Here is a 14484-nt window from a genome sequence, read left to right on the forward strand (position 1 = left end):
ACCTATTATTTATATAAACACTTCATTAAATTCTTGTATCGATAAATCCACAAAATGCATCGACAGGGCTTACACCTTTAAATTCTGAACGTCCTAACAATTTATCAACTATTGCAGATAATGTATGTTCATGACTATCATAGGCATTTATGTATGTCTTAACTTGCGGCACATCTGCTAAATGGAATGGACATTGTAAAGATATAAATATTGTCGGTACTTCATTTACATAGAACGGTATATCTGGAGTTCCCTTTGAAGGATTCCATTGAATACGCTGATCTGTGCTTGGTGGTACGTCTGCTATGTTTATGATTAAATCATAATTACTTGTTAAATCAGATATTGGACGTTTTTGAGCATATACGTTCATGACTGCACCTAACATTTCTTGTGGTGGAAGTTTTAATATCTTATCTATTGCAGATTCATATATTTCAACTTCAAAACCTGCTTTTTCAAGTAATTCCTTCATTAATTCGATTGGCTTTTTCTTACCACCCGACATAGCAGCCATGATTTTACCATAAGCAGATTCTGGTCCTTTTACATCAACAAGTAAAACCCTCTTATTCTTTTCTGGATTGATTGGTAATAATTCCTGCTTATTTTTCACTAATGTGATCGCTTTATCTGATATTTCTGGTGCAACAGCCTTATTTGCTTCTGTTCCGATTTTAGCCATGGCTTCTTCTTTTGGCTGTAAAATTTCAGTTTTAGCTTTTGTGTGTAATCCTAAAGATGCTTTCAATCCTAATATACGAGTTAATGCCTCTTCAAGTCTTTCTTCAGTGATGATTCCTTTTTTATAGCCTTCCATCATCCAGTTGAAGTCTTCCTCCGGGTCATTGAAGAATAAGAATAAGTCACAGCCAGCAGCTATAGCTGTAGGTAACATCTCACTGCGCTTCATAGCAGATGTCATCGCTACCATGTGAGAAGCATCCGTTACGATTACACCATTAAAGTTCAATTTATCTCTTAATAGATTTTGTAAGACGATATTACTTAAACTTGATGGCGTTGCTAACTCTTCAATCGTTGCATCTGGTTTAAAGTGACGTACATATTCCGGTAAAGCGATGTGCCCTGACATGATAGAAGGTAATCCCGCTTCTATTAATCCTCCATATACTTTTCCGAATGTATTATCCCACTCTTCTACTGTTAATGTATTGGGCGCGAATGATAAATGATGATCCCTTTCATCTACTCCATCTCCAGGGAAGTGCTTAGCAGCTGGAGCTATACCACTTTCCATTATTCCTCTCATATATTCTAAAGAGTATTCTAAAACTTGCTCTGCTTTATTTGAGTAGCAACGAGTAGATATTACTGGGTTTCTCCAGTTCATATCGATATCAACAACTGGTGCAAAGCTCCAGTTACACCCGATAGCAGCAGCTTCCTCTCCGGATACTCTCCCCATTTCATAAGCATACTTAGGATCATTTGTAGCACCTATTTTTACTTGATGACCTACATATGTACCATCTATACAAGCACCATTTCCACCGCACTCTGTATTTGCAGCTATTAATAGAGGAACCTTACTATTTTCTTGTAAGATTTTATTTTGGTCATATACTTGTTCAGCTGTAGCTGGATTGTAACGAACGGCACCGATATGATAAGTATCTAACATTCCTTTTAAGTACTCTTCATCGCGGCTGGCTCCCATGTTTACGAATAACTGACCGATTTTTTCCTCGATTGTCATCTCTGCAATTGTATCTTCTACCCATTTAATATCTTTATCTGTTAAATTAAACGGTTTTGCTTTTAAATCTACCATCATTGTTTTTTCCTTTAAGTCGATCATTAACTAAATCCTCCACCGTAAAATATCTAGAATTGGCTCTAATGATTATTCATACCAATTAGAGCCAATAATTCATCCTTAATCTTCAATTCATTAACTATTTGCATTACGTTTTGCTTCTAATTCTTTACTTAATTCAATTGTTTTTTGCTTGTTTAAAGGATACATGAATAAAACAACTGCAATTATTCCGTATAATACACCTGGCACTAATGTACCTAGCATGTAAATACCATCTAATACTTCTTGTGGTTGCGTACCTAATGTAGCATTATAACCAACAGCGGCGATTGCCACCCCACCGATACCACCAGCTACTGCTTGTCCTATTTTTCTAGACATAGAAACAATAGAATAAACCGTTGCATCTTCTCGTAATGATGTTAGGTATTCATGATAGTCAATAACATCTGAAATGAATGCATAAGTAATAAAACTATAGAAACTCATGCCCATCATAGCTAGTGCTACAATAGCGATAAACGGCATTGTTTCAATACCTTTTAAGAAGAATAGCGCAATGTATATAACACTTGCAAATGCCATTCCGACAATTGAGATTTCCTTTTTACCAAACTTTGCAACTAGTGGCTTAACTAATGGAACTGTAATGAACATTGACGCCATTTGAACAAGTCCAATTATACTTAGCGCTGCTGCATTACCGAAATAATCTTTGAACAAGTACGTATTAACTGCCATAACAATAAAAGATGTTAACATAGTCATGAGTGATGCTGTTAGTACCCATAGGAATGGTTTATTTTTCACTAAGCTTTTCAAAGAACGCAGGAAATCACCCTTCTTCACTTCTTTTGCTGGTGCCTCAATACGTTCTGTTGAAAGTTTGTAGCAACCAATATAACAAGCAATTGCTAACACACCGAAGATACAAGCTGTCATGAACATGCGATCTGCACTAATTTTGTTATCAATAAATACAATCATTGGTCCAAGAACATTAATAATAAGACCTGCTAAGCTAGCACCTACTGTACGCCATGTAGACAATGTTGTTCTTTCAACTGGATCAGCTGTAATAACAGAAGCCATTGATCCATAAGGAATATTAACTGTACTGTATAATGTACCCCAAACAATATATGTCACAAATGCCCATGCTAGATAGAATCCATCTGACATTCCAGGAATGGTTGTGAACATTAAAACACCTGTAAATACTAATGGGAATGACATACGCAATATCCAAGGCTTAAACTTTCCATTTTTTGTTGTTGGTCGTGTATCAATAAAACGTCCCCAAGCTACATCAGCAAATGCGTCCCATAGTCGAGCGACCATAAATAATACCCCTACTGTTGCAGCACTAATATGGAAAATATCTGTATAAAATACCATTAAAAATGTACTAGTTAATAAGAAAAAGAAATCGTTTCCAAAGTCACCTAGTAAATAGCCTACTTTATCTCGTAAGCCGAATGGTCTTACCGTACTAGAGTTAAGTTGTTCCTCCTGCTGGAGTACTGGTTCTCTCATGCTCATTTAGTTATCCTCCTTAATCTATCCAACAAATACAATTTGCTCAGTATTGAGCATAATTAACTAAACATATACCTTCTTTTTCTTAAGATAGAAGGGTGTTTACTCTTATGAACGGAACAGCCTTACATTTGCTCAATATTGAGCATAATTTATTAAAGTTTTATTTATAATTTGGTATGTATATTGTGTTCTTCTTTCTTTGTTACATAAATCGAGATATTGTTCAATATTGAGCATATTCAATCAAAGTTACTTATAAATTGGTATGAGTGTTGTTTTCTAACTTTTTTGATATAGAAAATTTAGATTGCTCAGTACTGAGCATAATTAACCAAAAGTTTGTCTTCCTTTCATTTTCCGATAACTAGTTGGTGTCATCCCAATTCTCTCTTTAAAAAAGCGACTGAAGTGGGCGGCACTTCCAAAACCCGTCGAGCGGAATATGTCTTCCAGTGATTGATCAAGCTTCATTTCCAATAAATACTTCACCTGAATCAGTCTGCATTCCATTACATATTCCATGACCGTATAGCCAGTAACCTCTTTAAAGACATGGGATACATAGTATTTATTTAGATTAAACTCTTTTGCAATACGTTCTAAGCTGATTTTTTCGCAATAGTGCTGATTAATCCATGAGAGAATATTCTCAGCATGCTGTTTCTTTTCTGTCTTCTTTTGTTCGACGTGCAGCTGTGAACATTGGCTCATTTTATAAATCTTCATCAATAGTTGGAGAAATTCTATTTTCAGTTCTGTTTCTAATATCGAATTTATTTTACCTGTAGATTGAAACTCCTGATCGATTATCTCCAGTTGCTTTGCGAACCATTTAATTTTCTCTGCAACATATTTACCCGAAGCATCAAATCCAGTTCGCAAAATACAGTTATTCAGCTTTTGAAAAGGGTCCAAAAGATTTGGCATGCCCAAAACAGGAAATAACCTCCCTAACCAAGCTGGTGAAAAATGAATGGTACTCCTTACATAGGTATCAGGAGAAACAGTATTTGTCTTATGTAAAGTAAATCTGTCCAAAAGAATGATATCTCCTGGTTGTAAGTCATACATTTTATTATGAATAAAATAATTACACTGCCCCTCTTCAAAGACATAAATCTCATATGTACCGTGTGTTTCAAATTGATTAAATCCAGTCACATCTGTATTTAATCCTTGAAGACGATAAGAAGCCAAAATAGATCCATCTAAAACTTTAGGTTGATAAATATCCTTTGCCCATTTATTCACTACTTTTCACACTCCCGGAAGTCAGCGTTCTTAAAGGGCATTCTTTAGAACACCTACTTATTATACTAGTATATCAATAAATAAAATTCATTACATGAAAGTGCTTACTTTTTTAAGTTTTTTGATTTATTTTGCTAATACGTATTGAAATCTAAAATTATATGGATATAGTAAACGTTTGTTTTTCACAATCCCGTTAGAGGTTAGACATTGAAACATAGATTTGTTTGTATAATCTAAGCATGTTGGAAAACTCATCAAATATAAAAAGAGTTACCGTCAGGAAATATTCTTCTGGCAACTCTTTTTATTGGTTAGATTAACCTTTCGAAACTTTTGGGTAGCTTCAACATAATTAAATCGATATATTCATCTTTCTATATTTGGATACCTTTGTTTTGAGGCTTTTTCAGTTGTGTAATGCTTTCTTTCTTATTTCACTAACACTTTTCTAACAGACTTCCTCTTTATATAAATTTCTCCAATCATCTACTGGTTTAAATATATGTTTTTCAAGAGCTCTTTCTACTCTTTCTATCTCTTTATTTTCGATTATGGAAATAATTTCTTTGTGTTCGGCAATCATTTGTTCAAAAGGATGTTGGCTAAAGCTAATCATTCGGTGATAATCCAGCGTCATATGAGAAATTGCTTTCCATGTATTAGTTCTATGATGTGCATGAAAGATAATCGAATGAAACTGATCATCCAACTCATTAAATTTCCTGGCCAGCTCTTTTTGATTCATTATGTCCTTTTGACCCAACAGCGTCTCTTGAAGAATAAGATTCATCTTCAACTGATTCATATGTTCTTTAGAAAAAGAATGACAAGCTGATTTCAAGTATTCTTTTTCTAAGTCGAACCACATATATGCTGCTTCCTCAACTAATTCCAAATTGATTCTTGAAACATAGGATCCTACTTGGGGGATTACATCTACGAGGTGTTCCTGCTGAAGCTTCCATATAGCAATTTTAATAGGTGTACTTGAGACGTTAAGAGCCTCTGTTAGTTCTCCCAAACTCAATAATTGTCCAGGCAGTAAATTCAATGATACGATTCCTTCTTTTATGGCTCTGTATGCATAGCTATTATTGTTCTCACCAGATAATCTGGATACCATTTTTACCATATTTCATTATCACTCCTCTCTACTAGTACACTATTCACTCTTTATAAAAAGTAAAGAAGATAGTTAAGTTCAGTTAAGTTAACCTCGCTCTAACTACCTTCTTATTTAAAGATTATGATTTAAATCGCACAATCAACGAATTTTTATAAAAAATTCTAATTAAAGTTGTGCATCGATAAATCCACAGAATGCATCAACAGGGCTTACACCTTTGAATTCTGAACGTCCCAATAATTTATCAACGATCGCAGTCACCGTATGATCATGACTATCATATGCATTGATGTATGTCTTAACTTGCGGTACATCCGCTAAGTGGAACGGACATTGTAAAGAAATAAAGATAGTCGGTACTTCATTTACATAGAACGGTATATCTGGAGTTCCTTTCAAAGGAGCCCATTGTATACGTTGGTCTGTAGTCGGTGCTACATCTGCTATGTTGATGATTAAGTCATAATTATTTGTCAGTTCAGCAATTGGGCGTTTTTGAGCGTATACGTTCATGATTGCACCCATCATTTCTTGTGGAGGAAGTTTCATCAACTTATCGATTGGTGATTCGTAGATTTCAACCTCGAATCCTGCTTTCTCAAGCAATTCTTTCATTAATTCAATTGGCTTTTTCTTACCAGCAGTCATAGCAGCCATCAACTTACCATAAGCAGATTCCGGTCCTTTTACTTCAACAAGTAGAACTTTCTTATGTTTTTCTGGGCTTATTGGTAATAATTCCTGTTTATTCTTCACCAACGTGATCGCTTTATCTGAAATTTCCGCTGCAATAGCCATATTTTTTTCTGTTCTCATTTTAGCCATTGCTACTTCTTTTGGTTGTAAAATTTCAGTCTTAGCTATTGCATGCAATCCTAAAGAAGCTTTCAATCCTAAAATACGAGTTAATGCCTCTTCAAGTCTTTGTTCCGTGATGATTCCCTTTTTATATCCATCCATCATCCACTTGAAGTCTTCTTCCGGATCATTGAAGAACAAGAATAAGTCACAACCGGCAGCGATAGCTGTAGGTAACATGTCTTTACGCTTCATAGCAGATGTCATAGCTACCATATGAGAAGCATCAGAGACGATTACACCATTGAAATTTAATTTATCTCTTAATAGGTTTTGTAAGACGATATTACTTAAACTTGCCGGTGTTGCTAATTCTTCAATCGTCGCTTCTGGTTTAAAGTGACGTACGTATTCCGGTAAAGCCATATGTCCTGTCATGATAGAAGGTAATCCAGCTTCTATTAATCCTCCATACACTTTTCCAAATGTGTTATCCCACTCTTCTACTGTTAATGTATTTGGGGCAAAAGATAAGTGATGGTCCCTTTCATCCACGCCGTCTCCTGGGAAGTGCTTAGCAGCTGGAGCTACACCACTTTCCATTATTCCTCTCATGTATTCTAAAGAGTATTCTAAAACTTGCTCTGCTTTATTTGAATAGCAACGAGTAGAGATTACCGGGTTTCTCCAGTTCATATCGATATCAACAACTGGTGCAAAACTCCAGTTACATCCGATTGCAGCTGCTTCTTCTCCAGATACTCTACCCAATTCATAAGCATACTTAGGGTCATTTGTAGCACCAATTTTCACTTGATTTGCTACATATGTACCATCTATACAAGCACCATTTCCACCATTTTCAGTATTCGCAGCGATTAATAGAGGTATTTTACTATTTTCTTGTAAGATTTTATTTTGATCGTATACTTGCTCAGCTGTAGCTGGGTTGTAACGAACCGCACCGATATGGTAGCTATCTAGTACTCCTTTTAAGTACTCTTCATCACGGCTGGCTCCCATGTTGACGAATAACTGACCGATTTTTTCCTCAATTGTCATATTGGAAATGGTTTCTTCAACCCATTTAATAGCTTCATCTGATAAATTAAACGGTTTTGCTTTTAAATCTACCGTTGTTGTTCTTTCCTTTAAACCTATCATGATTGGATCCTCCGTAAAAAATATTTAAGATTGAACCGAATAAAAATATTCGGTCCAATCTTTTATCCTAGATGATTCAACTGATTAATTGTTTGCACTTCTTTTTGCTGCTAAATCTTCAGCAAGTTGAGCTGTTTTCTTCTTGTTTAATGGATACATAAACAAGACTAGAACAACCAGGCCATAAAGAATAGCTGGTACTAATGTACCTAAAGTATAGATGCCATCTAGTACTTCAGGTGCTTGTGTTGCACGTGTTGCATCATAACCAACAGCAGCAATTGCAGCACCGCCGATACCGCCAGCTAAAGCAAGACCTACTTTTCTTGCCATTGCAATAACAGAGTAAACGGTCGCATCTTCTCTCATTGAAGTTTTATATTCATGGTAATCCGTAACGTCAGTAATGAAGGCCCAAGTCACAAAGTTATAGAGATACATACTAAATGTACCCACTGCCACAAAGGCCACAAATTGCATTGCTGACAGACCTTTCAAGAAAAATAATAGTGTATAAACAATAGTCGTAATTGACATACCGATTAAAGCTGTTTCTTTTTTACCAAATTTAGCAACTAACGGCTTTACTAATGGAAGACATAAAAACATAGCTGCCATTTGTATTGCCCCAATCAAACTTAAAGCAGATGCATCTCCGAAATAATCTTTAAACAAATAAATATTAACAGTAGTTAGTAGGTATTGTACTAACATAGCTATAAGCGAAGCTGACAAGACCCAAACAAATGGTTTATTAGTCATTAAGCTTTTCATTGAGCGAAGGAAAGCACCTTTTTCCACTTCTTTTGTCGGTGCCACGATACGTTCTGTAGATAGTTTATAACAACCGAAATAACATGCAATTGCCAAAACGCCAAACACAGCCGCAGCCATGAACATACGGTTTGCATCAATTTTATTGTCTACAAACACAATCACTGGTCCCAAAACATTGATAATTAAACCAGCTAAGCTGGCACCTACTGTACGCCATGTTGATAATGAAGTACGTTCTACAGAATCAGCTGTCATAACGGATGCCATTGATCCATATGGAATACTAACAGTCGCATACAATGTACCCCATACAATGTAAGTCACAAATGCCCATGCCAGGTAGAAACCATCAGACATACCAGGTATTGTCGTGAACATTAAAACACCTGTGAATACTAGTGGGAAAGACATGCGCAGAACCCATGGTTTATACTTTCCATGTTTCGTCGCTGGTCTTGTATCAATAAATCGGCCCCAAGCCACATCAGCAAATGCATCCCAAAGTCGGGCAACCATAAATAATACCCCGACTGTTGCAGCATTAATATGGAAAATATCTGTATAAAATACCATTAAGAATGTGCTGGCAAGCAAGAAAAAGAAGTCGTTTCCAAAATCACCTAGCAAATAACCGACTTTATCTCGTAATCCGAATGGTCTTACTGAATTAGATTCAACTTGTTCCTCCTGTTGGAGTGCTGGTTCTCTCATACTCATTTGTTTTCCTCCTTAATCCATTAAAGTTTGCTCATCTTTGAGCATATTTAGTGAAAAAATTCCTTATTTACACATTATTTCTCTTATAAGAATGCTATGTTCCCATCCTTATTATAATCTTCTAAAATCTAACAGATATTGCTCAATTGTGAGCATACTAAATTACATTTTGCTTCTAATCTAACAATTAAACTTTGCTCACAGAAGAGCAAGATGGATCAAACGTTTGGCTTCTTTTCATCTTTCGATAACTGGTAGGTGTCATCCCGATTCTTTCTTTAAAAAAGCGGCTGAAATGGGCAGCACTTTCAAACCCAGTTGATAGAAAAATGTCTTCCATTGATTGATCAGGTTTCATTTCCAATAAATACTTTACCTGAATTAGCCTGCATTCCATTACATATTGCATGACTGTATATCCGGTAACCTCTTTAAAAACATGAGAAACGTAGTACTTATTTAAATTTAACTCTTTAGCAATACGTTCCAAGCTGACTTTTTCACAGTAGTGTTGATTAATCCACGAGGCAATGTTTTCAGCATGTCGCTTTTTTTCCGTTTTCTTCTGTACGACTCGGAGTTGTTGACATTCGCTCATTTTATAAATTTTTATCAACAGTTGAAGAAATTCAACCTTCAGTTCAGTTTCCAATAGGACATTGATTTTACCTGTACATTTATATTCCTCGTCTATAGCTTCCAACTGCTTTTCAAGCCACTTAATTTTCTCAGCCACATACTGACCTGAGGAATCAAATCCTGTCCGCAGTATACAGTTATTCAGCTTTTGAAAAGGATCTAAAAGATTTGGCATTCCTATTACAGACAACATACTCTCCAACCACACTGGAGAAAAATGAACCATACTCCGTACATAGGTATCAGGAGATGTGGTATTTGCCTTATGCAAAGTTAATCCATCCAAAAGAATGATATCTCCTGGCTGCAGATCATATATTTTATTATGAATAAAATAATTGCATTGCCCTTCTTCAAGTACATAAATCTCATATGTACTGTGTGATTCGAATTGATGAAACCCAGTCATATGTTTATTCAATCCTTGAAGACGATAAAAAGCCAAGATGGATTCATTCAACACTTTAGGTTGATAAAAATCCCTCGCCCTATTTTTCACTACTGTTCACACTCCCGGAAGTCAGTGTTCTAGAGGAATCTTTTTGGAACACCTTTTATTATACTAGTATACTAACAAGAAAAAATCATTTCATGAAAGTGCTTTCTACTTCCATTTTTTTGACTCATATTGCTCTCTCTTGTTTGCCATAAGATACAGAAAAATAATAATTTTATAAGGCCAGCAAAGATAAATATTAAAAAAGTAAAAAACACAAGCTCTTTGGACTTGTGTTTTTCTTCACTCTTTCACTTTATTAAATAAATCCATAATATGGGCTTTGGCTATTTGCATAATGTGCCCAGTTAATGAGTGTAATAAAATCATACACAGGCAGCTGCACTGCTTGCTGGATATCAAATGCATAGGGAGGCAGGTCACTGCATTCTAATAAGATGGCTCCGACTTCAGGATGCTTTTCCTTTATCTCAATTGCTTTTTTAACAACCTCATCCCTCAGCTTTTCATTATTAAACGTACCTGCTCCATTCGAAATGGATGAAAACTCTTCTCCCTGGCTCAAATCACCAATGATCAAATTAGATCTGTTTGTAACTCCGCACGTTATCAAAAGGGAATCCGTCAATCCTTTTTCATAGGCTGTTAATATACCAATTTTTTGTCCTGGCTTTAATCCAACCTGAATCATAGACAGTTGAACGAGGCTAGACAGATAGACAGGAATTTCTAATGCATATGCTATTTGCTTATGAAAGTTTCCAAAGAACCCACACGCACTTGAAATAACTTTTGCTCCTTCACTTTGAAGTTGCATAGCTGCATCAATAATCCCTTTTTCCAGTGTTCGATCATTATTTAAAAGACGCTGACCTGTACAGCCCGGAACCAGTTTATAATGAACGGGAAAAGGGTAGGTTGAATAATTTGCGACATTGCCGGGAATAACCGGATAGGAATCTTCATCTAGGTATAAAATCCCCACAGAAAATCCTGTTATATAGCGTCCTTTTTTTTGTACGAGCTGGCCAGAGTGTGTACCAGGACCAATATATCCATAATGCATTCAATCTTCTCCCCTTTCTTATCAGAATTAGTCTTTTACAGAAATATGGATTTATGCAAAAAAGACAGCAGAAGAAGCCCGGGAATTTTCACCTTGACCCAATTTAAATTATCCAAAGACTAAGAACAGCGGAAAATAAATTAGGTTTTTGAGATGGCCAATAATCCAAATAAAAAAAAGTTGCCGACAAGACATCATCCTGTGGCAACTCTTTTATTAAAATCAAGCCTTTAATCCGTAATGATTTTTTTTTGCGAACAATAGATCCATAATAACAAGGATAAAACGAGGAAAATCAGCATTGTCATGCTCAAGCCATTAATATAATCTCCCCACTGGAGTGACCCAACCATCATCCCTATACTGCCGATCACTGTAAAGCCAAAGTTCATTAGACTTGAAGCTGCTCCGACATTTGACTTTTGCATAGATAATAGCGTATTTGACACCATCGGTCTGAGATATGTCGTGATAACCGTGAAGGGCACATAGCATACAAGAAATACAAACGGGCTGATGGAACCTGCAAAGAAGAGCAGGCAGATAGATATTGTGACAATTACAAAGGCGATATTGATCGATTTTTTTATCGAACCGCCACCAACACGCATATAAAGAAATGGTCCAATCAAACCTATACAAGCTGCACCGGCAAAGTAAAGGCTGAAGGCAGATTCCGAGATGCCAAATCCATCTATATAAATGTATGAAGCGAGTGTTAGATATGCCATAAACGGTGCCATTAAGAGAGCAACAACAAGCAATAGGCTGGTAAACTTCTTATCCTTCACAATACTTGTAAGCCCTAAGATAGATTTAAATGTACTGCCAGTTACTCGTTTTTCCTGCGGCAATGTTTCTTCTAGAAGTAATCCTCCTATAAGTGATACTAGGAATAGAGCTGCTAGAGCAACAAAGGTCATCTTCCAGCTGAAAAAGGCTAAAATAACTGCGCCCAAAATAGGTGCTAACATTGGAGCAAGCAGAACGATTGCCTGCGTGATTGACAATACATTAGACATCTCTTTTCCCTCAAAGCTGTCTTTAATCAAAGCTGTAGAGATGGCAACCATTCCTCCTGCGCCAAACGCCTGAACCGCCCGGGCTGCAATCAAGATCCAAATCGACGGTGAAATTGCACAGATGATACTAAAGGTTAGCGCCACAAGGATACTGCCCAACAGGACTGGCTTTCGTCCGTACTTATCACTCATCGGGCCAAGAATAAGGATACCAATTGCCATAAAAATAAAGAATATCGTCATTGTATAGCTCGTTACTGACGAGGTTGTTTGATAATAGTTTGTCATCTCAGGCAACGAAGGCATATATAAGTCTGTTGCCAGAGGAGGCGTCATCGATAATAGTGCGATGAAAGCAATAAGCCCGCCTTTTTTTAAATATTTTTGTTCCATTGATATCTTCCTATCTATCATATGATTACTTGTATTTGGATTATTAGGATTAAATAAAAAAATAATCCATTAAATCTTACATAACGTTATCGTTACTTTGTCGACGAAAAATAATCCACATTATCTTAGATTAACAGGAAAATACCAAACTGAGCGAATGTAAAATATAGAAATAGTACGTGGTATGCAGGACGCTGTTACAACTTAATAGGTAATATAGCTTGAAATTAATGATTATCACTAAATAAAAGAAGACTCCAAACTATTAAGAAGCGTCTGTACTGCATCTTTCCTATGTGTTTAAAAATTCTCAAAACAACCACTACTCTGGAAAATAACAAAGACTTTTTGCATCCTAACAAGGCTGTTAGTTATAAAAAATCAATAAAAATTTGGTGTATACTCCGTTATAGTTAATCAATAATTTATGAGGTGTTACCATGAATACAATCACAATTGACAATAAAACTAAATCCCAACTTAACATAGAATATATGAACGCTGTTTACGCTGTTAGCAGTGCTAAACATCCAGCTGAATATCTATACAAAGTTACTCAATATAAGAAAGCAAAGCATTATAAACAACTCTTAGAAGGCCATTTAAATCAACATCAATGTTCTTAATATTTTTAATATACGTAATGTATATAAAGAAAAAAAAGCGTACCTAGTGTATTGGATCCGTAAGTTAGGACTGCATCGCTACACTAGGAACGCTTCTTTTTTATATTATCCTATTCTGCTATTTAACGAACGTCCAATTCTAAACATACTAATGCCACCCTAAGGATGAAAGTGTGTAAATCTTTAACGAAGTACCTTCCTATCGAGGTTTCGCCATATCTGAGGTACAACACTTTAACTGTGATTTACAATGGGTTGCGTTAGTAAAAACTATATCAATACAAGATTTATAATAATTTTAAATGACCAGTTACTTCATCCACTTTCTCTCTCTCGCCAAGAATAGCAAGACATGTATCCGTTTTAACACCGTTGAACATGGTCAATCCGTTATCGGTAATGAGCCGTACAGGTAATTCTTTTTCTTTAGCAAGGTGATAAATCGTATATAATTCATCCAAACTTTCTACATAAACAGTCACTTTTACAAATGTTTCATCAAACCATTTGTTTAGGATTTCTTTGTGGCTATCAGTTCCATTATATTCAATCCACTTTACAACCCCTAAAGAAGCATGGCTTCCCTGGGCTACATATTTCCCTTTTGTCATTTGCAAATCTTTTCTCATTACGATAACCATCTTTGTTGTGCTTGACTTCTTCTCCACGCAGCTATCTCCTTTTCGCAAAGAATATGTTGAATTTGTTTACCCAACTCCATTTTATTTTTTCATATGCCTATTGGTGCCTAAGTGGAAGAAAATTCGATGATTAATAGTTAGTGGTAAGGTCTTGGTCAATTCACCCTTTTATAAAAGGAACTAATATTCATTGTTAGTTTTCTAAGCTATCGCTAATGCTGTTTGCTATAATGCAGTTTAACTTATGTATTTTCAAATGGTGTCTGTACGTCCTTTTTTCACCATTAAAAACAAAAAAAAAGCATCCCGCAAGTTTTTTCAACTTGTAGGATACTTCTTTTAATGGGGGAGGCAGATTACATCATGCCGCCCATTTTTTTTGGTGCTGTAACATCTTACACTTGAATTACAGATAATGCGTTATATCAAGGTTTATCCACAATCCATCTGCAATATCTATAATGTTATATATTCATTTT

The 14484-nt window shown here is 35.7% G+C and carries 11 protein-coding genes; 1 reads left to right on the forward strand and 10 read right to left on the reverse strand.

All coding sequences use genetic code 11. The features are described from left to right. Window positions 1–25 precede the first annotated feature (25 nt). The 9 genes from AC4D4A_RS16130 to AC4D4A_RS16170 form a co-directional block, all read right to left on the reverse strand. Window positions 26–1822, reverse strand: coding sequence for a glycoside hydrolase family 3 protein (locus AC4D4A_RS16130; protein WP_490996825.1), 1797 nt, complete (start codon window positions 1820–1822; stop codon window positions 26–28). Window positions 1823–1915: 93 nt separating this feature from the next. Beyond that, a complete protein-coding gene (locus AC4D4A_RS16135) occupies window positions 1916–3325 on the reverse strand; it encodes an MFS transporter (RefSeq protein ID WP_066109943.1) in 1410 nt (469 codons plus the stop codon). A 327-nt stretch (window positions 3326–3652) separates the two neighbouring features. Further along, window positions 3653–4576 (reverse strand): AraC family transcriptional regulator, encoded by a 924-nt coding sequence (locus AC4D4A_RS16140; protein ID WP_066109945.1) that lies wholly within the window; start codon window positions 4574–4576, stop codon window positions 3653–3655. Between the two features lie 451 nt (window positions 4577–5027). Then, entirely contained in the window at window positions 5028–5711 is a 684-nt protein-coding gene (locus tag AC4D4A_RS16145) for a GntR family transcriptional regulator (protein ID WP_490996826.1), read from the reverse strand. A gap of 159 nt (window positions 5712–5870) precedes the next feature. Then, window positions 5871–7667 carry a glycoside hydrolase family 3 protein gene (locus tag AC4D4A_RS16150; protein WP_490996827.1) on the reverse strand — a complete coding sequence of 599 codons (1797 nt, stop codon included), beginning with the start codon at window positions 7665–7667 and terminating at the stop codon, window positions 5871–5873. An 84-nt stretch (window positions 7668–7751) separates the two neighbouring features. Next, on the reverse strand, window positions 7752–9161 hold the full coding sequence (locus AC4D4A_RS16155; protein WP_490996828.1) for an MFS transporter: 1410 nt from the start codon (window positions 9159–9161) through the stop codon (window positions 7752–7754). A gap of 187 nt (window positions 9162–9348) precedes the next feature. Beyond that, entirely contained in the window at window positions 9349–10299 is a 951-nt protein-coding gene (locus AC4D4A_RS16160) for an AraC family transcriptional regulator (protein ID WP_490996829.1), read from the reverse strand. 256 nt (window positions 10300–10555) lie between these two features. Beyond that, entirely contained in the window at window positions 10556–11323 is a 768-nt protein-coding gene (locus tag AC4D4A_RS16165) for an aspartate/glutamate racemase family protein (protein WP_490996830.1), read from the reverse strand. 230 nt (window positions 11324–11553) lie between these two features. Further along, window positions 11554–12738, reverse strand: coding sequence for a Bcr/CflA family efflux MFS transporter (locus AC4D4A_RS16170; protein WP_490996831.1), 1185 nt, complete (start codon window positions 12736–12738; stop codon window positions 11554–11556). A 440-nt stretch (window positions 12739–13178) separates the two neighbouring features. Here AC4D4A_RS16170 and AC4D4A_RS16175 point away from each other — a divergent pair, with 440 nt between their 5' ends. Next, window positions 13179–13364 carry a hypothetical protein gene (locus AC4D4A_RS16175; RefSeq protein WP_490553661.1) on the forward strand — a complete coding sequence of 62 codons (186 nt, stop codon included), beginning with the start codon at window positions 13179–13181 and terminating at the stop codon, window positions 13362–13364. Between the two features lie 287 nt (window positions 13365–13651). Here AC4D4A_RS16175 and pth2 read toward each other — a convergent pair whose 3' ends face one another. Continuing rightward, complete coding sequence (pth2, locus tag AC4D4A_RS16180) at window positions 13652–14032, reverse strand: aminoacyl-tRNA hydrolase (protein WP_490996832.1); 381 nt, start codon at window positions 14030–14032, stop codon at window positions 13652–13654. Window positions 14033–14484: the final 452 nt, after the last annotated feature.

The organism is Pradoshia sp. Z5_111, from assembly GCF_058267535.1.

What these genes read in the sequence shown, in the direction of transcription:
- AC4D4A_RS16130 (WP_490996825.1), bottom strand. Translation starts at nt 1,822, where the DNA reads ATGATCGACTTAAAGGAAAAAACAATGATGGTAGATTTAAAAGCAAAA.
- AC4D4A_RS16135 (WP_066109943.1), bottom strand. Translation starts at nt 3,325, where the DNA reads ATGAGCATGAGAGAACCAGTACTCCAGCAGGAGGAACAACTTAACTCT.
- AC4D4A_RS16145 (WP_490996826.1), bottom strand. Translation starts at nt 5,711, where the DNA reads ATGGTAAAAATGGTATCCAGATTATCTGGTGAGAACAATAATAGCTAT.
- AC4D4A_RS16150 (WP_490996827.1), bottom strand. Translation starts at nt 7,667, where the DNA reads ATGATAGGTTTAAAGGAAAGAACAACAACGGTAGATTTAAAAGCAAAA.
- AC4D4A_RS16155 (WP_490996828.1), bottom strand. Translation starts at nt 9,161, where the DNA reads ATGAGTATGAGAGAACCAGCACTCCAACAGGAGGAACAAGTTGAATCT.
- AC4D4A_RS16165 (WP_490996830.1), bottom strand. Translation starts at nt 11,323, where the DNA reads ATGCATTATGGATATATTGGTCCTGGTACACACTCTGGCCAGCTCGTA.
- AC4D4A_RS16170 (WP_490996831.1), bottom strand. Translation starts at nt 12,738, where the DNA reads ATGGAACAAAAATATTTAAAAAAAGGCGGGCTTATTGCTTTCATCGCA.
- AC4D4A_RS16175 (WP_490553661.1), top strand. Translation starts at nt 13,179, where the DNA reads ATGAATACAATCACAATTGACAATAAAACTAAATCCCAACTTAACATA.